Below are 22,251 nucleotides of genomic sequence, written 5' to 3'. Positions count from 1 at the left end.
ATTTGGAGTCATAAAAGAGAATAATCAATATGACCGATTTCATAGAAGAAACATTAAAAATGTAGAAATGGAGTTTCAATTGGTGTGTATAGGGTTCAATCTTATGAAATATCATAATAAAAAAAATCGTCAGAAACTACAGTCTTAAAGTTTTCCACAATAGAAGTATTTTTCTTATACCCTTTTTTAAGCTCAATGAGCTGATTTCAACCTATATGACTCATATACAAGAAAAAAAGAGGTCGTAACCTCCTAGGCATCATCTGAATTTCCAAATGTGTCTATTTCGTTACAGCCTCTTTTTCTCTGTTTATACTCTTTTGCTTTTTTGTAGAAAGTAGAATATTTTAATCCTGAAATGGTAATTGCTTCTTTGCTAAGTAATTCTCCTTTTTCCCACAGAAACATGATTTCTTCGAATTCTTTTGGTAATTCTAGTTTTGGTCTACCAAAACGAACTCCTCTTAATTTTGCGGCTCGTATTCCTTCAGCTTGCCGTTGTCGTATGTTTACACGTTCATTCTCTGCGACAAAAGAGAGCAACTGAAGTACAATGTCACCAATCAAAGTACCTATTAAATCCTTTTTCTGATCGGTATCTAGTAAAGGCATGTCAATAATTTTGATATCTACGTTTTTCTCTTTTGTGATGAATTTCCATTCCAGCAGGATTTCATTATAATTTCTTCCTAAACGATCGATACTCTTAATAACAAGAAGATCACCAGGTTTTAATTTCTTATATACGAGTTTATGATACGCAGGACGATTGAAATCTTTTCCGCTTAATTTATCCATATAAATACAATTTTTTGGAATCCCTTGTTCAATAAGTTCAATATATTGTCTGGCCTCATTTTGATCTTGACTTGATACCCGGACATATCCATAAGTTCTTCTCATAATACACCCCTTTCTTGTGCTGCAAACACATGCCTGTATTCTAGCATAACTATCTTTAGAAAATGATACGAATTACAGTATTTCATTACGAGATTATAGAAAGGAAATAAATGGAAAAAATTGACGATATGTAAGAAATAGTTCGTTAGGATTGACATTGGCAATAGAATGTTGTATAAAATAAGCATATAAATACAAAGATAAGGACATGGATGTATGGTTTTGATGTAGAGAGAAGAACGGTTGGTGAAAGTTCTTTGATAAAACGATATGTTTACTCCCTTGGAGTTGCCCCTGAAAAGGTGTGCCGCGTAACTAGCGTTAAAGGTAAGAGGGCATATTCGTTTGAATATGAACAAAGGTGGTACCGCGTATAAGACTGACGTCCTTTGAGTGTCAGTCTTTTTTATATGTCAAGGAGGATACGATGATGATCGACATTAAAGAACATGCAGAGTTAAGTGTATTAAACCATTCTTGTGCTCATATGATGGCACAGGCTGTAAAACGTTTATATCCAAATGCGTTATTTTGGGTTGGGCCTGTAGTAAGTGAAGGGTTTTATTACGATATTGATTTAGGAGATGAAGTAATCAAAGATGATGATTTGCCTAAAATCGAAAAAGAAATGAAGAAGATTGCGAAAGATGGAAAGCGCATCACTCGCAAAGAAATAAGCAAAGAAGAAGCATTAGAAATGTTCAAAGACGATTTGTATAAAATCGATTTGATCAGTGGTTTGGAAGATGGCACAATTACTTGTTACCAACAAGGGGAATTCATTGATTTATGTAGAGGACCTCATGTCGAAACAGTAAAAGAGTTGAAGAACTTTAAACTGTTGAAACATTCTGGAGCATATTGGAAAGGTGACAGTGACAATAAAGTTTTACAACGTATTTATGGAATTTGTTTTCCGACTGCAGAAGAATTGGAAGAACATTTAAATTTATTAGAAGAAGCAAAGAAACGTGATCATAAAAAACTTGGTAGAGAACTTGATATCTTTACGATGAGTGAATATGCTCCAGGAATGCCATTTTTCTTACCAAATGGAATGATTATCCGTAATCAATTGGAGAACTTCTGGTATGAAGAACATACAAAAGAAAACTATCAGTTTATTAAAACTCCAATTATGATGAGTAGAGAATTATGGGAAGTAAGTGGTCACTGGGATAATTATCAAGAAAATATGTATACAACTAAAGTAGATGATCGTGATTTTGCGATTAAACCTATGAACTGTCCAGGTGCATTGTTAGCATATAAGGCTGGTTTACACTCTTACAAGGATTTACCTCTAAGAGTAGGGGAATTAGGCCAAGTACATCGTCACGAGGCTAGTGGGGCTTTAAATGGCTTATTCCGTGTACGTACATTTACACAAGATGATGCTCATATCTTTATGCGTCCTCAACAAATTGAAGAAGAAGTAATGTCTTTGATTCAATTTATTGATCGTGTATATGCAATCTTTGGATTAACATATCGTATTGAGTTATCAACTAGACCAGAAAAGAAATATATTGGAGATTTAGAAATCTGGGAAAAGAGTGAAGCAGCTTTAGCAGCAGCATGTGAACATGCGGGTAAAACATATAAGGTAAATCCTGGAGATGGAGCATTCTATGGCCCTAAACTAGATTTCCATATCAAAGATTCATTAGGAAGAGAATGGCAATGTGGAACAATCCAATTGGATATGAACCTTCCAGAACGATTTGATTTAACATATGTAGAAAGTGATGGTACAAAGGTACGTCCTGTTATGTTACATCGCGTTATCTTTGGTTCTATTGAACGTTTCATCGGTATCTTGATTGAACATTATGCAGGACACTTCCCAACATGGTTGGCTCCTCAACAAGTCATGGTAGTTCCAGTACACCACGAAAAACATGTGGAATATGCAGAAAAAATCAATGCGCTAATTTCAGCGAATGGATATAGAAGCAAATTAGATGCAAGAAATGAAAAATTAGGGTATCGTATACGCGAAGCTCAGCTTGCAAAAATTCCTTATCAGCTTGTAATCGGAGATGGTGAACAAGAACAAGGTACTGTAACCATTCGTCGCGCACAAAGCAAAGAATCACAGACAGTGACTGTAGAGGAATTTCTTGCGTTGTTGTCTGAGGAAGTGAAGGAGAAACGTCTATGAAATTACTAAAAGCTTTACTTGTAACAACACTTGCATTTACTATGGTGGCTTGTTCTACTACAGAAACAAAAAAAGAAGAGCCCATCAAAGCCATCGTTCCTATGGGAGCTACTTCTTTATCTTTGTTAGGTTTATATGAAGATAAAAACGTAACCATTGATACCGTTGATGGTAGTGACACCTTATCTGCAGAATTCAATAAGAAAGATGGATATGATATCATCATTGCGCCAATTAATCTTGGTTCAAAATTGATTTCTACTGGAAAAAGTGAATATGTTTTAGATAGCGTAGTAACATGGGGAAATCTGTATGTAATAGGAACCGATGAAAGTGCACTTACTACAGAAGGCGTATTTGCTGCATTTGGAGAAGCTGCTGTACCACAGAAAGTATTGATGAATAGTTTGGATTTAACAACAATTACACCATCCATCACATACTTTAATTCTGTGAATGATGTACAAGCACAGTTGTTATCAGGAAAAGCGAATGTTGGTTTGTTGGCAGAACCTGCTGCAACCGCAACCATTGCGAAAGCAAAAGAAAAAGGTATGGAATTAAAAGTACTAAAAGATTTACAAAAAGAATATAAAGCAAAAAACAATACAACAAAAGAAGGATATCCACAGGCAGCTTTATTTGTAAAAAAAGGCAGTGAAGAAAAAGTAGTAACATACTTAGAAACTGCGAAAAAGTTTGCGAATGAAACAGCGATTGGAGATGATACTTCTGTTACAAAGGCTGTAGAAAAAGCAACTGTTGAAAAACTAGGGGTACCAAGTGCACAGATTGCACAAAAAACTTGGGCACGTCAAAACATCAAGTTTGTAAAAGCCAACACTGTAAAAGAAGATATCACAGCCTTCCTAGCACAATTCAAAATCACATTAGATGATGCGTATTATGGAGAGTAATAAACTATGAAATATGCGATTACATTTGAAAACAACCAAGTTTTTCAACACTTCGGAAAGACACCATCATTTATGATGGTAGATGTCATTAATGGAGTAGCACAAGAAAACATAATTCCTACGGATGGAAAAGGACACGGTGCTCTTGTTGGGTTCTTAAAAGAGTATCAAGTGGATGTCTTAGTATGTGGAGGTATTGGACAAGGCGCAAGAGATGCCCTGACAGCTTCCAATATCGCTTTGATATCTGGAGCGAAAGGAAACATAAAAGACATTATTTCAAGCATCCTTGATGGTAGTTTGAAAGATGATCCAAGTGGTATGTGTAATCACCATCATGAAGGTGAACATAACTGCGGGAGTCATGATTGTACAAAATAACTGGTCATATTTGATCAGTTTTTTATGTAATGTAGTATTTAAAATCTTCGTTTATAAGAATTCAGGAAAGATTAACTAGGCATAAATGACTTGGAATGTTAAAATAATGTGGTATGTTTAAAATGTGAGGTAAGTAAAATGATAAAATTAGCAGTTAGTGATTTAGATGGAACATTGTTTAATGCAACTCATGAACTAGATGAACATGACTCAAAAATCATCATGGAGTTTCAAAAAAGAGGATTTCAGTTCATGATTGCGACAGGGAGAAATTGGACAAATGCAAAGGATCTGGTAGAACAATTTGGAATTACTTGCGAATATATATGTTTAAATGGAGCCGTCATTTTAAATGAAGAAAGAGAAATGGTTCAAGAAATTCCAATTCCACAAGATATTTTGTCACAAGTGATGACAATGTTGATAGAAAAAAATGTGTGTTTTCATATGTATGGGAAAAAGGGTATTATCACGACGGATGCAAAACGTGGAGAAAAAGTAGCCCTTGCACATCTAATGCGTAATAATTTTACAGAAGAAGAAGCAAGAAATATTATGGAAAAAGGGAACTTTGCGAAGTTTGATGTTATCGTAGATGATGTAGATGCTTATTTACAAAGTAAACCTATTGTTTATAAGATTGAACTATTTTCAACAACCGCACAAATTCAAAAAGAAGTGCGTGAAGCACTATCTTGCATAGCGGATATAGATGTTACAAATTCAGTCGCAGATAATGTGGAGATTACATATCATAAAGCGCAAAAAGGACTTGCGTTAAAAAACTATTGCGAAATGCATGGTATCGCCATGGATGAAGTGGTTGTCTTTGGGGATAGCTTAAATGATTTGAATATGATTGAAACATTCCATTATGGATTTGCAGTAGAGAATGCAATTGATTGTATCAAGGAAAAAGCAAATTATATAACGGCTTCTAATGTGGAACATGGAGTAACACGTATATTAGAAGGACTTATGGAACACAATGGAGATAAAGAATACTTAAATAACTTTAAAAATACCACAAAATAGTATAAAATGAACATAACGAATTGTGAGGGATTACTATGAAGAAAATTACCATTACAGAATTAGCAAAAACGGCAAGTGTATCTACGACAAGTGTAAAACGCTTTTTGAACAATGAAAAAGTACGAGCAGATATTGAAAGAAAAATCAAAGAAGCTCTTGAAAAATTAGAATGTGCCATTGAAGATATTGAAGTGGAAACAAAAGAAGTGGTGGAAGATGTAAAAGAAATCATCGAAGAAAAAACAAAAGATAAAACATCAGCGAAAGAAGATTTTTCAAAGAAACTAAAAGGCGCCGTAAAGAAGACAGGAGAAATGATGGAAGGAACAAAAGCCAAACTAGCAAGTTCTGGTGAATCCATCAAAAAGAATGTTTCAAAAGCGGATATCCCTGGAAAGTTGAAAGGTTCTATTGAGAAATCTAGTGCTACATTATCAAAAGTAAAAGATAAAATTTCAACAGGAACTCATGCGAAAACTTCTAAAAAAGCAACAGAACTGCCTTTGAAAACTGAAAAAGTAGTAGAAAAGAAGAAATTGCCAAGAGCACCAAAAGTAAAAGAGCCAATCATTCGTGAAAAGAAAGATTATGTTTTTGGTATCCTTACCAAGGATGTAACAAATCCTAGATCAAGAAAAATGATCAAAGCGATTCAAGAAGTAAGTCATGAAAGTCATTGTTTATTTTCTGTCTATGTAGGAGAAGGAAATGCTCCTTTAGAAGAAAGATATGTAGAAGCTATGATCAAACAACAAGTGCATGCGGTCATCATTGAAAGTTGTGCAAATCCTTCTAGTTTGGCAAAACAATTGAAAGAAGCCAATATCGTGTGTGTATTCTTGAATCAAAGAAAATCGGATATTACATCACTTGCGGTAAATGAAGTAGAAGCTGGAGAAGTGCTAGGTGAATACTTGATGAAGATGCGTCATCTTGTAGTACGTTACCTTGGAGCGGATGAAACTTTATCCTCTGAACATTACGAAGGAATCAAAAAAGTATATCATGAAAAGAAACAACCATTGGATTTCGCAACGAGAATGTGCGATGGAAGTTACTTGGATATATATGAGAAATTAAAAGAAGTGTTTGAAGAAAAAATTGATGTTCTTTTATTAGAACGTGATGAAATGGCAATTCCATTGAATAAGTATCTAAAAGAATATCATATCGCAGTCCCTCAAAATACTTCCGTTATGAGCTTTGGAGGACATGCGATTACACGTGTGATGTCTCCAACTTTAACAAGTCTTGCGTTTGATTATAACGCATATGCAGAATATGTATGTGCAACTATATTTGCCATCATTGAAGGTAAGACAAAACCAAAGATGCCAGAAATTTATCGCATTCAAGAAGGCGACTCTGTTCGTTAAATAGCACATAAAAACGTCATTCTATTCATGGAGTAGGATGACGTTTTGTATACTAAAAAAGGAAGAACGTTTGAGGCATTCTTCCATGCTATTATTTATTCCATTGAATCCATGCTTGATAACTATGTTGTAATGCTTCGTATTTATCTTTTGCGATACTTTGATAAATATCCTCATGACGATGTTCCCACATCATCATTGCCCACATGCACCATAATAAATTATGGACATTTTCCCATATGAACAATTTTCTTCGTATTTCAGGAGTGATTTCATCAAAGTAGACCCGATAGAATCGCTCTCTTAATGTTTCATCAACAATCTGATTCTCTGTAATAAAAGACATTACATCGAATAAAGGATCGTTATCTGCGGCATATTCATAATCAATGAGATACGTTTTTTCTTTATCAAATAGAATGTTTCCTTCTACCCAATCATTATGACATAAGCATATATGTTCACTGTTTTCTTGGATGTGTTGAAATATGTCTTCATATGAAGTTAGCTGATAGAGTGGGGAAGTCACAAAACTACGATAGTGTTCATAACGTTTCTTTGGATCAAACGCTATGTTGATTTTTTTGTTGATGGAATGAAACTTCTTCATAAGCAATGCCGTACGCTCTATTTTATCTTCGCCTTGATTTTGTGCATAATCCAGTGCATTTTCTATATATCGAGTAACTTTATAGCCACTTTCTTCATCATAATAGATTGTTTCCACATCGATATCTTCGTCTTTGATTGCTTCTAGTGCCAACGTTTCGTGATGACGATGGACAATGTTTTCGCTATCATTACGAGGCGTACGAAGTACGAAACGCTCTCCATTAATATCTAAAGAAAAGTTCTGATTTGTCAGACCTTTTTTCATATCTTCGATTTTTATATCTGGATTATAAAAAAGATTATCCATAAACGTATGTATATTCATGTAATCACCGTTTCTATCATAGCATATTTCCAATAAATTTGGTAAAATATTAAAGAATAAGAAGGTGAACTTGTGAGAAAAACATTATTAACAACGTGTAATGCAAAATATATACATAAAAACTTAGCTTTGCGTTGGATTTATACCTGTTGTCCAGATACATCCAATGTAACTTTAAAAGAGTATACCATTAAAGATCAGGTTTCTAGAATTGTAGATGAAATACTTAATGGGCAATATCAAGTAGTTTGTTTTAGCTGTTATATTTGGAATATTGATTTGACTTTGGAAATCATTGAATCTTTAAAAAAGAGTGATTCAAAGTTACACATTATCATCGGGGGACCAGAAGTAAGTTATGAATCATACGATCTAGTGGATAAAGGGGTCGATGCGATTAGTATTGGAGAAGGAGAACAAAGTGTTTGGGAATATGTTTCCATGTTGGATGAAGATATGCCTTATGAAGTGCGTGGAATGTATACGAAAGCATTTCCTAATAAAGAATATAGAAAAACTGCATTGTCCTATCTAGAACAACAAGATGACCCATATTTCTTAGAGATGGATCATATGGATATGGGAAATCGCTATTTGTATCTAGAAACAAGCAGAGGGTGTCCATATGGATGTACATACTGTTTAAGTTCTGCTGATCGTGATGTACGTATGTTTTCTTTGGAATATGTTATGAAATTATTGAAGAAAATTGAAAAAAGTGATGTGCGACAAGTAAAGCTTTTAGATCGTACTTTTAATGCAGATCCTAAACGAGCGTTACAAATTGCTCGTTATATGAATGAACATTGTGTTCATCAAATCTTCCAATTTGAAATTGTTGCGGAAACGTTGAGTCCAGATTTGTTGGATTTTTTCGTAAATGAGGCAGATAAGAAAAGATTTCGTTTTGAGATTGGTGTACAATCCTTTAATAAGAAGACGTTATCTTCTGTAGGGCGAATTCAAAATAATGAACGACTTCAAGAAGTCATTGCACAATTACGCGATGCGAATTGTACCATGCACGTGGATTTGATTGCAGGTCTTCCTTTTGAGAATTATGATAGTTTTCATGCTTCTTTTGATCAATTGTTTTCTTTACAAGCAAGTGAGTTACAGTTGGGTATTTTGAAATTACTAAAGGGAACTTTACTTCGAACACAAAGAGAAGAACATGCATTTTCATTTTATATGCAAGCCCCTTACGATGTGACGAGTACCTATTGGTTAACAGAGGATGAAATGCGTCGTATACATACTTGTGGAGAGGCAGTAGAAAAGTTTTGGAACAGTGGCGTTTGTCGAAGGATGATCGAAGTGATTTTAAAAGAGGGATGGTACGATAGTGCTTTTTGTTTATTTATGAAGCTTGGAGAAGAGTATGATAAACTTCCTAGACCATATCAACCATATGCTTTATTTCAATGTTTCTATGAAGTTTTAAAGCACGTAGATGAACAAGTTGTAGATGCACTTTTGTTGACTTATTATTATCCACGTTTTAAACAGAAACCACATCGTTTTACAAAGGGAAGTGTATCTCTTGAAAAGAAGAAAGAAATATTAAGATTTATGATTGAACAAGGGGTTGGAGATCAAAATACATTGTTTCGTTATGGAGTTGTGGACATTGCATATTTGGATACTTGCGGATTTCAACTTGTGTTGTATAATAAAGAACAGAGTTTACCAAGACAGTGGTTTATCGATGATAAACTATCCATGATAAAGGAGATATTATAAGATGAAAGAAATTATGTTAGCGACAAGTAACGCACATAAAGTAGAAGAGTTTCAAGCCATGTTACGTCCATTAGGTTATCATGTGAAAAGTCTTCTTGATTTAGAAGAAGAAATTGATATTGAAGAAACGGGAACTACCTTTGAAGAGAATGCACTTATCAAGGCGCAAGCTATCCATGAGTTGTTGGGTATTGAAGTCATTGCGGATGATAGTGGTCTTGCGGTGAATGCAATGAATGGAGAACCTGGTGTATATTCAGCGCGTTTTATGGGTAAGGATACTTCTTATGATGTAAAGAATCAATATATCATTGATACTTGTAAAGATGCAAAAGATAAAGGATGTCAGTTTATATGTGCCATTGCCTATGTGAAAGAAGATGGAACTCATTTTGTTTGCAAGGGAGTTGTAGAAGGACTTGTTTATGACCATATTGAAGGTAGTAGAGGGTTTGGATATGATCCGATCTTCTATTATCCTCCATTTCAAACAACACTGGCCAACGTTAGTGAGGATCAAAAAAATGAAGTATCGCATCGAGGAAGAGCAATCGCACAACTTGTTGCGTATATGAAAGAAGGTAAATAATATGATTCACTTAGTACTATTTGAACCAGAAATTCCTCAGAATACAGGAAATATGATGCGTACATGTATGGCTACCAATACCAAAATGCATTTGATTAAACCGCTAGGATTTTCATTGGATGAACAACATCTTCGCAGAGCGGGTATGGACTATGTAAAAGATTTGGATTATCAAGTATATGAAAATTGGGAAGATTTTACATCAAAGAATCCTAGCGAACACTATTTCTATATGACACGTTATGGGAAAAAAGCTCCTTCACAAATGAATTTTTCCGCATGTGATGGTGATATTTATGTTGTATGTGGAAAAGAGAGTACTGGGGTTCCTAAATCTATCTTAGCAGATGATTTGGATCATTGTATGCGTTTGCCTATGGTAGCAAATGCTCGTAGTTTAAACTTAAGCAATTGTGCTGCCATCATCATTTATGAAGTATTACGTCAACTAGATTATCCAGGTCTTTCTGATGTGGAAGTTATCAAAGGGGAAGACTGGCTAGAAGTATGATCCCATATTTTGATAAATTTGTGGATACACGTGAAAAACGTTACCATCTTCTACTTGTACTCACATTGTTAAGTGCTCTGTTGTTAATTCTTCCATATTTGTTGTTAGGTGCACAATTATCCTTTCTAAGTACGTATGATTCTTTGTATGAATTGTTAGAAAAACCTTATATAGAATGGACATTTATTTCAAGGATGATTGTGGACGTTATATCGATTGCCTCTTTTCATCTTCCCAATATCATAGAGTGTATTGTGTCTAACCTTGGTGTTTTGGATGTGATTTGTATTGTGTTGGTAGTAATTAGTTTTGGGATATTAGAAACAAAACGAAGCTTTACCATATGCTTACTGATTTTGGTGATAGAAGTACTTGCGTGTTGTGGGTTTGCCTATTGTAGTTTATCAGCGGGTAGTTTACAACCAGTGATTACCAATATCAAGTGGATGGGAGGTATTATTTTACTTTCCAATAGTATCTTAGGGATCCTTGTGTTGTATCATGTACTACGACAAATTAAAAAATATTGCCTTGTGTATCAATATGAAGTACAAGAAATAAAAGAACATGTGAGCTGATCACATGTTCTTTCTTTTGAATTCCATTAGAATTCTTTTAATTTGCTAAGGTTTGTTTTTTCGTTTCCATCGTTCATACCACGAATGTGGCGAGCTCCATCACGTCCAGTAAATGGAATAGCATTTTCAATCATGCCACTTTCTACTGCTTCTAGAGCTTGTTCGTAATCGTAGGTTTTTCCGTTGTTGTCTTTAAACTCACTCAATGTTCCATCTGAGTTACGACGAGCTGCTACGAAACGACATTTTTTTGTGTTTTTTTCTTTTTTCATTTTTCTTACCTCCTGACATTATTGTGAGCGTAAGAGTGGTATTTATACGCAATTATGGGACTGTGAATTTTTGGAAATGTAGAAAGTAAAATGACAAAGAGTGTGACAATGTGGTCTTTTTGATTGAAAAATATTTATTTTCGTTTATAATAATGACTTAGTAAAGGTCTTTCTTTACTGTCTGTGGAACGCATGATGTATCATATGTATATTAGGGAGTGGTTATACTTGGAAGGTCCGCATATAGTGCTTATGATTGTATTATTGGTGCTAATTGCTTTATCAGCTTTATTCTCATCAACAGAAACGGCTTATTCATCAGTGAATATGATTCGTTTAAAACAGATGGCAAAAAATGGTGATAAACGAGCAAAAAAAGCTTACAACATATCAAAAAAATTTACAGCTGCAATTACAACAATTCTTATCGGGAATAATGTTGTGAATATTTTAGCGACATCCATCGCGACAGATTTGTTTACGAAACTGTTTGGAGATGCGGGTGTGGCTTTGGCGACTGCAATGATGACAATTATGATATTAACATTTGGAGAAGTTACACCAAAGATTGTTGCCAAGGCAAAATCTGAGTCTGTAGCGTTGTTTATGGCAAAGCCATTATCTTTTCTGGTCACTGTTTTTAGACCTATTACATTCGTGGTAGAAAAAATAGAAGATTATTTTGAAAAGAAAATGAACATAGAAAATGTAACAGCAACTGAGGATGAACTATTGGAAATTGTTTCGACAATTGAACAAGAGGGTGTTCTTGAGCAAGAAGAACGTGAACTTATTGAAAGTGTCATTGAGTTTGATGATAAAAATGTACACGATATCATGGTGCCAAAAGATAAAGTTGTATTTCTTTATGATAATGCGACTATGGATCAACTAAAAGCGGTACTTAAAGAGCATAAATTATCACGATTACCAGTAATTTCTTATGAAACTACAGAAGTAGTGGGAATCCTAAGAGTACGCGATGTGCTAGATGCCTTATTAGAAGATAGGGAAATCGTCATTGCGGATATGATGCAAGCACCAACCTTTGTCTCTCAACGTAAATATCTACCAGATGTATTAGAGGATATTCAAAAGAGTAGGGAACATATGGCAATTGTTATTGAAAGTAATAATTCTCATGTATTTGTTGGTATTGTGACATTAGAGGATGTATTGGAAGAATTGGTAGGAGAAATCTATGATGAATACGATACGTTACCAAATCACGTTGTAGAGATTGGACATCATACCTTTACCATCGATGGAAAAGTGAATCTTGTGGAGTTCTTCGATACATATGTAGATGATCAAGATGCACCAGTTACCAAAGCAAGAAACTTTAGTGCTTGGGTAAATGAATTAAATAACCATCGTAAGGTTCGTAAGGGCCGAGAAATAGAATTTGAAAACTTTGAAATCAAAGTGTTGGATACCAAGGATGGAATGGCATCCAAAATAGAATTGCAAATCTTATCCTTAGTGGATGATGAATTAGACTAGGAGGTCATATTATGAACGTATTTTTAAAAGCAATCAAACCAGAAAACGCACCTAAGGCAATCGGGCCTTATTCACCAGCAGTAAAATTAGGAGACTTCGTGTACCTTTCAGGACAAGTACCTTTCTCACCAGAAACAGGAGAAATCGTTGGTACTACAATTGAGGAACAAACACACCAAGTAATGAAGAATATTCAAGCGGTTTTAAATGATATGGGTCTAGATTTCCGTCATATCGTGAAAACAACAATCTTCATTTCTGATATGAATGATTTCGCACAATTAAACGAAGTTTATGGTTCTTACTTAGAAGAACCATATCCAGCAAGAAGCTGTGTAGAAGTAGCTCGTTTACCTAGAGATGTAAAAGTAGAAATCGAATGTATTGTGATTGATACATTGGTTTACGAACAACAAATGGCGGCACAGGACCAGGGATGCTCTGGATGTGGCGGCGGATGCGACGGAGGATGTTGCTAATAGACGGTCTTAGGACTGTCTTTTTTTAATTATTTGTTGATTTTTAAGATAGAAGTATCGTATCTGTTAACTTTGCTTGCAATCTCCATAGTATGTACGATACCCTTTGCGTAGGGGTGATACTATGATTTATATGATTAAGGAAACACTGATGGGAATCGAACTTTTACAAGATGATACACTATGTTTTGTAAAAGATATAAAAGCTACTTCTTTTATCAACGAATGGTGTGTGATGAATGGAAGTACTTATGAAGGTAGAAGAAAGGCATGCGCAATGCGTTTACAGATTCATCAAAAAGTTCCAATTTTAATTTCAGAAAGAACAAAAGATATGATGTTTCCTACACGTAAAGTAACCACTATGGAATGCCTTTGGTTGAATGCTCGAGGAATTGATACGATAAAAAGAAATGGAAAACATACGATTATTTATTTTTTAAATGGAGAACAGGTTGAGGTAGCAGTGGAGTATCGAGCAATCAAGCGAGAAATAACACTGTGCTCTCAATATTTAGAAATTTTAGACTCGTTTCCACGCTGATATTCATGGTATACTTATTACAAGTGAGGAATGATGGTATGGAGTATGTAATGTATATATGTATTGCGGCTGTGGCAGTGTTGCTAATTGTGTTAATTATAGCGATGCGTCCTTCCGTAAATAAAAAAAATGAAGTAAAAGAATTGTTGTTGGAAAGTGAAAAACGACAGCAAGAAGCATTATTTCAAACACAAAGAAGCATGAATGAAGTATTGATGCAGTTTCAATCTCAAATGAGCAATACGATGAAACAGGATTTACAACAATTGAACGAAACAACAACACGTCATTTATATACGATACAAAAAGATGTGAATGAAAATATGACACATGGATATGATCAGACATCGAAAGTATTTACACAAGTATTACAAAGAATGGGGAAGCTTGATGAGAGTCAACAAAATTTAAAAGAGTTATCACTTTCTATTACGCATTTGCAAAGTATTTTAACAGATAAGAAGACACGTGGTATTTTTGGAGAGATTGAACTTTATAGTTTGTTGGAAGTGGCAATGGGAGTAGATACAAGTCGTTATCAGAAACAGTATAAACTAAGCAATGGGTATATCGCAGATGCAGTTGTATTTGCAAGTGAACCTTTACGTATGATCTGTATCGATTCTAAATTCCCATTGGAAAACTATAATCGTATCTTACAAGACCAAATTACAAGTGAGGAACGTAAACGAGTTCAAACTATATTTTTATCCGATGTAAAAAAACACATCAAAACCATTGCAGAGAAATATATCATCCAACATGAAACTGCAGAATTTGCATATATGTTTATACCAGCAGAAGCAATTTTCTCTTATCTTCATGGACAATGTCCTGAACTTATTCAATACTCATTTGAACAAAAAGTATATCTTGTTTCTCCAACAACACTCATGGCATATATTACAGCGATTAAAGCTATCTATTTGGGTGTTCAAAGAAATGAAAATATCTTACAAATACAAGACGCTTTAAAAAGATTGCAACAAGAATTTGAACGATTTGAAAAGCGATATACAAACGTATCAAATGATTTTGAAAAATGTTATCAAGATATGAAATTGGTACAAATTACAACCAATAAATTACTAGCACGTTTCAAAGAAATACAAGATGTAGATTTAAAAGGCGAAGAAAAAAGCTCCGAATGATTCGGGGCTTTATTCAATTGTTACATGATATTCGCAAATCCAACGATCAATTTGATAAATATAAGATAATAGTTGAGGTCCACTCATCAATTGTCCATACCAAGGAAGTGTATAGGAAGCTCCTTTTGTATCGATTAGTTCTTTTAATTTCTCATCATCAAATAGAACATGAAGAGGACTATTTGGATCATCAAAACGCTCTTTTACTTTTTCCGCAATCAAATCAGCATATAGGGGATTGTGTGTTTTAGGGAAGGGGTTCTTTTTACGATGAGCAACTTTTGTAGGAAGTTCATCTTCAAAGGCTTTACGAAGGATTCCTTTTTCTTCATCATTTAGAAATTTCATAGACCATGGAATATTATATACATATTCTAACAATTTCACATTTGCAAAAGGTGCACGAATATTAACCTTGGCTTTATCTCCTTCACATACTTGACGTGTAACAAGGGTTTGCATAAACCAGTGTAATACAAGTACGGTGTTTAAACGAGCTTTTTTGTCTTCTTCACTATCACTATCTAAATACTTCACCATAGCTAGTGTTTCAAGGTAGCGTTTATCTACATACCCTTGATAATCAAAATCTTGGATTCGTTTATTTAGAAGTTGGATACGTTGTTCACTGTAGCGTAACCATGGAAAAGTTTGAATATCTTTGAACTCTTCTCGATAAAACCAAGGATATCCTCCAAACACTTCATCCCCACACTCACCACTTAAAATTACTTTTTCTTCTTTTGCGACTTGTTCACATAACCATAATAAAGAGGAATCGACATCTCCCATACCAGGCATATTGCGCGCAAGCATTGCTTCATCTAATGCATCTAATAATTCCTTTTGTGTAATGGTAAGTTTGGTATGGCTATTCTTACAATACGCTAACATTTCATCAATGTATTCTTGATCTAAGGAAACTTGATACATGTTTCCTTTGAAGTTTTCACTATTTCCTTCATAATCTAAAGAATACGTATGCCAATCAGGATTATTTTTTGTACAAATAGAAGTAATGATACTACTATCTACACCCCCGGATAAGAAACTAGCTTTACAATCTTTGCTTTGGTTGATGACAGAGTCATGTACCAAATCATGAACTTTTGCGATAGTATCTTCTAGAGAATCTTCATGTTTATAAAGTGGTAAATCGTAATAACGCTCTACTTGTACTTTATGGTCACGAAGGGATAATATAGATCCCATAGGAAGAGCTTTGATATCTTTGAATAAAGTTTCACTCTCACTTAAGCTAGGTCCAAAGGCAAACAGTTCAATGATTCCATCTTTATTGAGAACTGCAGGTTCTTTGCTGTATTCTAATATCGTATCGATGCTATTGGAAACCCAAATACCTTTTTTGTTACTCATATAAAAGATAGGCTTGGTTCCCATAGGATCTTTGATAGAAAGGATAGTTTTTCCTTTACGGATGGTGAAGGAATAAGAACCTTCCAGTTTTCGCATAGCCTCATTACCCCATAATAAATAAGAGTATAAGAAGACCTCTTCTAAGCAAGTAGGTGCTTTGAAATTCGCAAGGATTAGTTCTTTGGTGATTTCTTCTGTGTTGTATAATTCACCATCAATACATAGATCAAATTCTAGGGACTGATACGATGTTTTCTTAAATCCTAATAAATACAAATCATCTTCAATAAATGCAGATTCATCAACAGGTAGTTGATCAATTGGGGCGTAAGGCATGAATGTCAATAGTTTTTTCATTGTTGTATCTCCTTTACAAACTTAGTTTATGAAGGGAATAGGAAAAGTAGTATAATTTTTTTGTTAAGAGGATGTAAAAATGTTAGCATTCTTATTTCTACAAAATAAGAATGTCTCTTTACAATTTTGTACACATAGAAGATAAAACGTTGTATAATACTGTTGTCCAAAAGACATAGAAGAGGATTAGTATGAAGAAAACATGGGGTCGTCGTGATATTATATCGATTATTTGTGTAGTAATAGGTTCATTTTTATGTGCAATCAACATCAATACCTTTATTGGTGCTGGTGGTCTTTTTCCAGGAGGTTTTACTGGGTTGACAGTATTGATTCAAAGAAGTTTTGAAAAGTATGCGCATATACAAGTATCTTATTCGCTTGTCAATTATGCTTTAAATGCAATACCTGCATATATTGGGTTTCGTACCGTTGGAAAGAAGTTTACCATTTATTCCATTATGGTCATTGTATTAACGGGTATGTTTGTGGAAATACTTCCAATCATCAATGTAACGGAAGATATTTTGTTGATATCCGTGTTTGGAGGTATCTTACAAGGAATTGCGTTAGGAATTGCACTTCGTGGGAATGCGAGTGGAGGGGGAACGGATTTCATTGCTATGTGGATATCTAAGAAAACCAACCAACCGGCATGGAATTATATTTTAGGAATGAATGCGGTGATGTTGATGGTTGCTGGGTATTTATTTGGATGGGATAAAGCATTATACTCCATTATCTTTCAGTTCTGTTCTACACAAATTATTAACATGGTACATACACGTTATAAAAAAGTTACCCTCCATATCGTTACGAGCAATCCAGATATCGTAATCGAAGAGATTCAAAATACCACACATCATGGAGTTACACGTTTAGAGGGGATAGGTACGTATTATGGACAACCAAGGACAATGTTATATACAGTACTGGAAAGTAGCAATGTGAAACAATTGGTAGTGCGTGTTCGAGAACTAGATCCAACGAGCTTTATCAATGTAACCAAATCAGAATTTGTAGAAGGAAGATTTTATCAAACACCAATCGAGTAGGAGCAATCCTACTTTTCTTTTTCTTTTCAGGGTACGTTCACATGCCTTACACATAGTTCCTGTAAGATGTATCCGTAATAGAAAGGAGTATACCTATGTATATCTTAAAGAATGCATTACGAAATATAGTTCGTTCAAAGGGAAGGAATATCTTAATTGGTTGTATTGCCTTTGTGATTGGATTGTCAGCTTGTTTAGCATTATCCATTAAGGAAGCTGCTGTAAGTGAAAAAGAAAGTGGTTTGGATGGAATTGCAATTACGGCAAGTATTGGAGTAGATCGTCAATCGATGATGGAAGACATCGCACAAAACGGTGAAGGCGATGAAAGTGAACAACGTTCTGATATGAAGGAACAGATGAAAAATATGGCAACGTTATCAATCGACGAGATGAAGACCTATGCGAAAGCGGAATCTGTGAAAGATTTTTATTACACCAATAGTACCTCTTTGAATGGTACGGAGGTAGAAGCTGTTTCTACTTCTAGTAGCACAGAAGATGAAAATGCGCCTGGTGGTGGAGGGATGCGAGGTGGCATGGAAAATCAGGGTGATTTTACATTCACTGGATATAGTTCCTATGCAGCTATGACATCTTTTAGTGATGGAAGCAATGAAATAACAAGTGGAGAAGTTTTTGAGGAAGGTAGTGATGCGTTGGAGTGTATCATCAACAAAGAACTCGCAACCTTAAACTCAATTAAAGTAGGAGATAGTATCACGTTTACAAATCCTAGTAATACGGAAGAAACGTTTATTGTAAAAGTGGTTGGTATCTATACAAGTAATGAAACTACACAGAGCAGTGGATTTATGAATATGGCTATGATGGACCCTGCAAATCAGATTTATATGTCCTATGAAGCATTGCAAAGTATTGCGGATCAAAGCGTTGCTAATACAGCAAATGAAGAAAGTTCAACAGCACTTCGTTGTATGAGTAATGGTACGTATGTATTTGAAAATGTAGATGCTTATGAAGCGTTTGAAGCGCAAGCGCGTGCACTAGGTTTATCGGATACGTATACCATTAGTAGTAGTGATGTAAGTGCCTATGAACAAAGTTTACAACCTTTGGAAAATCTTAGTAAGTATGCAACGTATTTCTTGATTGTGATTTTAACCATTGGAGGCATAATTTTGGTTGTATTAAATATTTATCGTATACGTGAACGTAAATATGAAATTGGCGTTCTTGCGGCGATAGGTATGAACAAAATGAAGGTTGCGTCACAATTTGTAATCGAAATATTTGTGACTACACTGTTTGCTATTTTAATTGGAACTGGCATTGGTGCAATATCATCGGTTCCACTTACCAATACCTTGTTATCGACACAAACAAGTGAAACAACAAATGGATTCTCAGATAGTAGTAGAGGACCCGGAGGTATGACCGGCAAAGGTAGTGGAATGCCTTCTGCACCAGGAACTACAAACTATATCGAAGAAATTAACAGCGCAACGAATATGAAAGTAATTGTAGAACTTGTAGGAATTGGGATTTTATTAACCATTTTATCGGGTGGTGTTGCGGTTATGAGTATTCAACGTTATGAACCGTTGAAGATATTGTCAAATCGAGAGTAAAGGAGGAAACGACATGCAATTACTATTAGAAAATGTTGGATATAGTTACAATGGAGTAGATGTTGTATTACAAGATGTGAATTTCTCTTTTGAAGAAGGTAAGATTTATGCCATTGTTGGGAAATCTGGAGCAGGGAAAACAACATTGTTATCGTTGTTATCACAACTAACAAAACCTACCACAGGCAAAATTATCTATAATGAAAAAGATATTAAAGAAGTTGATCAATATGAATATCGTAGCAAGTATGTAGGGGTTGTATTTCAAAATTTTAACTTGTTGCCTAATTTAAGTGCGGTAGAGAATGTTATGTTATCAATGGATATCGCAGGTATAAAACGAGCAGATCGAAAAGAGTATGCAATGGAACTCTTGCGTAAAGTTGGACTTGAAGATGATGAAGCAAATCGTAGGATATTGAAATTATCGGGTGGTCAACAACAGCGTGTAGCAATCGCTAGAGCTTTATCTTATGAACCAGAAATCATCTTAGCAGATGAACCGACAGGGAATTTAGATGAAGACACACAAAATGAAATCATGAACATATTCAAACAGTTGGCGTATGAAGAACAAAAATGTATTATCCTTGTGACACATTCTCCGCTTATCGCAAATAGTGCAGATCAAGTGTATGAACTGTATGCGCAAAAAAGCGTAAAGAAGAAGCCAGTTCAATTTCATAAAAAAGCATAGACGAAAAGGAACATGAATGATGTTCCTTTTTGATACTTGAAAATTTTCACTTCATCTGCTAAAATAAAAATATATTGTCACGAAGTAGTGACAGGGTGGTGAATATGATAAAGTATAAAGTAAAAGCTGGGAACGAATATTTACAAACATTTGCATCAAAGACAGAGAGCGATATGGTGCTGTTGTTTTTGCATGGAGGACCGGGAAGTGGTGCTTGGCCTTTGATTATGCATGAGGCAATGCAAAAGCTATGTGATAAGTATCGTTGTGTGTTTTATGATCAAAGAGGATGTGGACTTTCGTATTATGATTTAAAACAAGGGATTTCATTTGAAGAATGCATGCAAGATGTAGTTTGTGTTGCCAAAGATATAAGAGAACGTTTTCCTTGTAAGTCTTTGTTGTTGTGTGCGGAAGATTTATCAGGGTTTCTTGCGCTTCAAACACAACATCATTATGCGGATGTATTTGATGGTATGATTTTAATGAATCCGATTTTGTTGTTGACCAGTGAGGCATCTGATGCGTTTTATCAAATGTTAAAACATCGTGCGTTGGAAAGAGGAAACAATGAACTGAAAAAGTTTGTAACTATTCTGGAAGATCAAACACCTGTACAATTTTTTCAAAATCAACATGTGAACCAATGGATACATTCCGATAAAAATACATCGGTTCCATTGCGTCATATTGCGGCTATTTCTAGTTGGTTATTTGATCATCCAAGTGAAGAAGCATTACATGATGTAACTGTACCTACATTATTGATGCAGGGAAGTGAAGATGTGATTGCGAAAGAAGGATACATCATTGATGCCTTGGTTAGAATGAAGAATCCTTTCCTTGTTTATGAATCCTTCCCATATAGTGGACGCAAAATCTATGAGGATCAACCACTACAGTTTTTAGAACGTATCGATAAATTCTTGAAAGAAGAATTTTTATGGAACTTATAGTTATCGGTTGTTTTGGACAACGTTCCTCCTATATGTTAGCTACAAAGATAGGCAAGCTGGAAGGAAATGAATCCTTATATGTAGATTCTCTTTCTAATATTTTGGAAACATATGAACAATTGTCTACTACATATGAATGTTGTGTTGCTTATGGTTCTATTTCAATGATAGATTCGCGTTATAATGTAAGGATGTATGATTTACAACATAAAATATCACAAATATGGGTAGCTCCACAAGCACAATATATGATGCATCGTATAGAGAAAGCTTTTGTAGGAAGCGATATTTTACCGCATATGATAAATCAACGGGTGTTTGGTATTATGGATGCCCAATCGTTATGGAATGAAATAAAAGCTGCAAGGTAAGTAAGTCCTTAGAAAATAGAATAGCACTAGCTATCAGGAGTAGATTATGGTAGATTTGAATGAGGTGTTAACGTTTAGTGAAGCAGCAGAAAAATGGGGGTTTTCTGATGGTAATACACTACGTAAGGCAGTAGAGAGAAACAAGTTTGAAGCTCATGAGATACGAAAGAGTGGGAATGTATGGTTAACTACCTACGAAGCAATGGTTCGTGTGTTTGGGCAACCGGCAAATGTTGTATATACCATTTATTACGCAGATATTATCAAGATTGCGGCACAGTATAAAAATGAAGATTTTAATTTTCAGAAAGATACGCAAATAATTTATGAAGAAGCTATTTCAACAATGCGAAGTGGAGGACAAGTGGCGATTGTGGAAAGTAAACAACATCCCAATATCCTTGCGCGTGTTTTTACGAATAAAGAAGAATTGGAAGAGTGGTTTCACTATTTATTCAAACGCTTAAAAAACAAACGTAAAAATAGAGTATAATTTCATGAAAATAAACATGCTTTATTTACAGAGGATATGAAAAGAAATGTAATTAAATTCATGAAGAAAAGGTGTTGACGATTGCATTTAATAATGGTAAATTATAAGTAGTTATATGACTGACGGAAGTGGAATTGACCACAGGGAGTATAATGTTAAGCAGAGCCGACCGTCTGGGCAGAAGAGTCCAGTATGTGTTAGGCTCTTTCTTTATATAGATTTGTAAGAATTGCAAGGCGTTTGCTTTGCATGAAAAAACAAATCAAAGTA

The 22,251-nt window shown here is 34.8% G+C and carries 24 protein-coding genes, 1 riboswitch and 1 other annotated feature; of the genes, 20 read left to right on the top strand and 4 right to left on the bottom strand.

Features of this window, described 5'->3' with window-relative positions; translation table 11 throughout:
* The first annotated feature begins 10 nt into the window (after positions 1 to 10).
* A complete protein-coding gene (locus ACWG42_RS08555; RefSeq protein WP_455791195.1) occupies positions 11 to 148 on the top strand; it encodes a transposase in 138 nt (45 codons plus the stop codon).
* A 104-nt stretch (positions 149 to 252) separates the two neighbouring features.
* Here the strand turns inward: ACWG42_RS08555 and ACWG42_RS08550 are convergent, their stop codons facing one another.
* Positions 253 to 903 (bottom strand): recombinase family protein, encoded by a 651-nt coding sequence (locus ACWG42_RS08550; protein ID WP_455791557.1) that lies wholly within the window; start codon positions 901 to 903, stop codon positions 253 to 255.
* A gap of 188 nt (positions 904 to 1,091) precedes the next feature.
* Positions 1,092 to 1,296: a binding site (T-box leader), on the top strand.
* Positions 1,297 to 1,333: 37 nt separating this feature from the next.
* Between ACWG42_RS08550 and thrS the strand changes: the two genes are divergently transcribed.
* From thrS to ACWG42_RS08525, 5 genes are all read left to right on the top strand, one after another.
* Entirely contained in the window at positions 1,334 to 3,067 is a 1,734-nt protein-coding gene (gene thrS, locus ACWG42_RS08545; RefSeq protein ID WP_455791559.1) for a threonine--tRNA ligase, read from the top strand.
* A complete protein-coding gene (locus ACWG42_RS08540) occupies positions 3,064 to 3,984 on the top strand; it encodes a hypothetical protein (RefSeq protein ID WP_455791555.1) in 921 nt (306 codons plus the stop codon). Before thrS ends, ACWG42_RS08540 begins: the two co-directional genes overlap by 4 nt.
* Before the next feature lie 6 nt (positions 3,985 to 3,990).
* On the top strand, positions 3,991 to 4,365 hold the full coding sequence (locus tag ACWG42_RS08535; protein ID WP_455791554.1) for a NifB/NifX family molybdenum-iron cluster-binding protein: 375 nt from the start codon (positions 3,991 to 3,993) through the stop codon (positions 4,363 to 4,365).
* 138 nt (positions 4,366 to 4,503) lie between these two features.
* Entirely contained in the window at positions 4,504 to 5,400 is an 897-nt protein-coding gene (locus tag ACWG42_RS08530; protein WP_455791552.1) for an HAD family hydrolase, read from the top strand.
* A 35-nt stretch (positions 5,401 to 5,435) separates the two neighbouring features.
* Positions 5,436 to 6,776, top strand: a complete 1,341-nt coding sequence (locus ACWG42_RS08525; RefSeq protein ID WP_455791550.1) for a substrate-binding domain-containing protein — start codon at positions 5,436 to 5,438, stop codon at positions 6,774 to 6,776.
* A 91-nt stretch (positions 6,777 to 6,867) separates the two neighbouring features.
* Here ACWG42_RS08525 and ACWG42_RS08520 read toward each other — a convergent pair whose 3' ends face one another.
* Positions 6,868 to 7,713: a phosphotransferase gene (locus ACWG42_RS08520; RefSeq protein ID WP_455791548.1), complete on the bottom strand. Its 846-nt coding sequence runs from the start codon at positions 7,711 to 7,713 to the stop codon at positions 6,868 to 6,870.
* A 72-nt stretch (positions 7,714 to 7,785) separates the two neighbouring features.
* Here ACWG42_RS08520 and ACWG42_RS08515 point away from each other — a divergent pair, with 72 nt between their 5' ends.
* The 4 genes from ACWG42_RS08515 to ACWG42_RS08500 are packed head-to-tail and all read left to right on the top strand — an operon-like array spanning position 7,786 to position 11,134.
* Positions 7,786 to 9,456 (top strand): DUF4080 domain-containing protein, encoded by a 1,671-nt coding sequence (locus ACWG42_RS08515; protein ID WP_455791546.1) that lies wholly within the window; start codon positions 7,786 to 7,788, stop codon positions 9,454 to 9,456.
* A 1-nt stretch (position 9,457) separates the two neighbouring features.
* Positions 9,458 to 10,045, top strand: coding sequence for an RdgB/HAM1 family non-canonical purine NTP pyrophosphatase (rdgB, locus tag ACWG42_RS08510; RefSeq protein ID WP_455791544.1), 588 nt, complete (start codon positions 9,458 to 9,460; stop codon positions 10,043 to 10,045).
* 1 nt (position 10,046) lies between these two features.
* The gene (locus ACWG42_RS08505; RefSeq protein WP_455791542.1) at positions 10,047 to 10,556 is read left to right on the top strand and encodes a tRNA (cytidine(34)-2'-O)-methyltransferase; all 510 of its coding nucleotides are present in this window, start codon (positions 10,047 to 10,049) and stop codon (positions 10,554 to 10,556) included.
* Positions 10,553 to 11,134 (top strand): hypothetical protein, encoded by a 582-nt coding sequence (locus ACWG42_RS08500; RefSeq protein WP_455791540.1) that lies wholly within the window; start codon positions 10,553 to 10,555, stop codon positions 11,132 to 11,134. Before ACWG42_RS08505 ends, ACWG42_RS08500 begins: the two co-directional genes overlap by 4 nt.
* A gap of 26 nt (positions 11,135 to 11,160) precedes the next feature.
* Here the strand turns inward: ACWG42_RS08500 and ACWG42_RS08495 are convergent, their stop codons facing one another.
* Positions 11,161 to 11,406, bottom strand: a complete 246-nt coding sequence (locus ACWG42_RS08495) for a DUF3892 domain-containing protein (protein WP_455791538.1) — start codon at positions 11,404 to 11,406, stop codon at positions 11,161 to 11,163.
* 252 nt (positions 11,407 to 11,658) lie between these two features.
* Here ACWG42_RS08495 and ACWG42_RS08490 point away from each other — a divergent pair, with 252 nt between their 5' ends.
* From ACWG42_RS08490 to ACWG42_RS08475, 4 genes are all read left to right on the top strand, one after another.
* A complete protein-coding gene (locus ACWG42_RS08490) occupies positions 11,659 to 12,909 on the top strand; it encodes a hemolysin family protein (RefSeq protein WP_455791537.1) in 1,251 nt (416 codons plus the stop codon).
* 11 nt (positions 12,910 to 12,920) lie between these two features.
* Entirely contained in the window at positions 12,921 to 13,388 is a 468-nt protein-coding gene (locus ACWG42_RS08485; RefSeq protein ID WP_455791535.1) for a RidA family protein, read from the top strand.
* Between the two features lie 124 nt (positions 13,389 to 13,512).
* Complete coding sequence (locus ACWG42_RS08480; RefSeq protein WP_455791533.1) at positions 13,513 to 13,932, top strand: competence protein ComK; 420 nt, start codon at positions 13,513 to 13,515, stop codon at positions 13,930 to 13,932.
* Positions 13,933 to 13,970: 38 nt separating this feature from the next.
* The gene (locus ACWG42_RS08475) at positions 13,971 to 15,083 is read left to right on the top strand and encodes a DNA recombination protein RmuC (protein ID WP_455791531.1); all 1,113 of its coding nucleotides are present in this window, start codon (positions 13,971 to 13,973) and stop codon (positions 15,081 to 15,083) included.
* 9 nt (positions 15,084 to 15,092) lie between these two features.
* Here ACWG42_RS08475 and ACWG42_RS08470 read toward each other — a convergent pair whose 3' ends face one another.
* Positions 15,093 to 16,817 (bottom strand): asparagine synthetase B family protein, encoded by a 1,725-nt coding sequence (locus tag ACWG42_RS08470; protein ID WP_455791529.1) that lies wholly within the window; start codon positions 16,815 to 16,817, stop codon positions 15,093 to 15,095.
* Positions 16,818 to 17,008: 191 nt separating this feature from the next.
* On the opposite strand from ACWG42_RS08470, the gene ACWG42_RS08465 reads away from it, so the two are divergent.
* From ACWG42_RS08465 to ACWG42_RS08440, 6 genes are all read left to right on the top strand, one after another.
* On the top strand, positions 17,009 to 17,872 hold the full coding sequence (locus ACWG42_RS08465) for a YitT family protein (RefSeq protein WP_455791527.1): 864 nt from the start codon (positions 17,009 to 17,011) through the stop codon (positions 17,870 to 17,872).
* A 95-nt stretch (positions 17,873 to 17,967) separates the two neighbouring features.
* Positions 17,968 to 19,464, top strand: a complete 1,497-nt coding sequence (locus ACWG42_RS08460) for an ABC transporter permease (RefSeq protein WP_455791526.1) — start codon at positions 17,968 to 17,970, stop codon at positions 19,462 to 19,464.
* A gap of 13 nt (positions 19,465 to 19,477) precedes the next feature.
* Positions 19,478 to 20,161: an ABC transporter ATP-binding protein gene (locus ACWG42_RS08455; RefSeq protein WP_455791524.1), complete on the top strand. Its 684-nt coding sequence runs from the start codon at positions 19,478 to 19,480 to the stop codon at positions 20,159 to 20,161.
* Between the two features lie 104 nt (positions 20,162 to 20,265).
* Positions 20,266 to 21,117, top strand: coding sequence for an alpha/beta fold hydrolase (locus ACWG42_RS08450; protein ID WP_455791522.1), 852 nt, complete (start codon positions 20,266 to 20,268; stop codon positions 21,115 to 21,117).
* Positions 21,105 to 21,488, top strand: a complete 384-nt coding sequence (locus ACWG42_RS08445) for a hypothetical protein (RefSeq protein WP_455791520.1) — start codon at positions 21,105 to 21,107, stop codon at positions 21,486 to 21,488. Before ACWG42_RS08450 ends, ACWG42_RS08445 begins: the two co-directional genes overlap by 13 nt.
* Positions 21,489 to 21,534: 46 nt before the next feature.
* Positions 21,535 to 21,981, top strand: a complete 447-nt coding sequence (locus ACWG42_RS08440; protein ID WP_455791519.1) for a helix-turn-helix domain-containing protein — start codon at positions 21,535 to 21,537, stop codon at positions 21,979 to 21,981.
* 105 nt (positions 21,982 to 22,086) lie between these two features.
* A riboswitch (ZMP/ZTP riboswitch) is annotated at positions 22,087 to 22,167 on the top strand.
* Positions 22,168 to 22,251: the final 84 nt, after the last annotated feature.

It is taken from the genome of Amedibacillus sp. YH-ame10, from assembly GCF_053848885.1.
The sequence above is the reverse complement of the archived record's forward strand: the minus strand, read 5'-3'. Positions and strand labels throughout refer to the sequence as shown.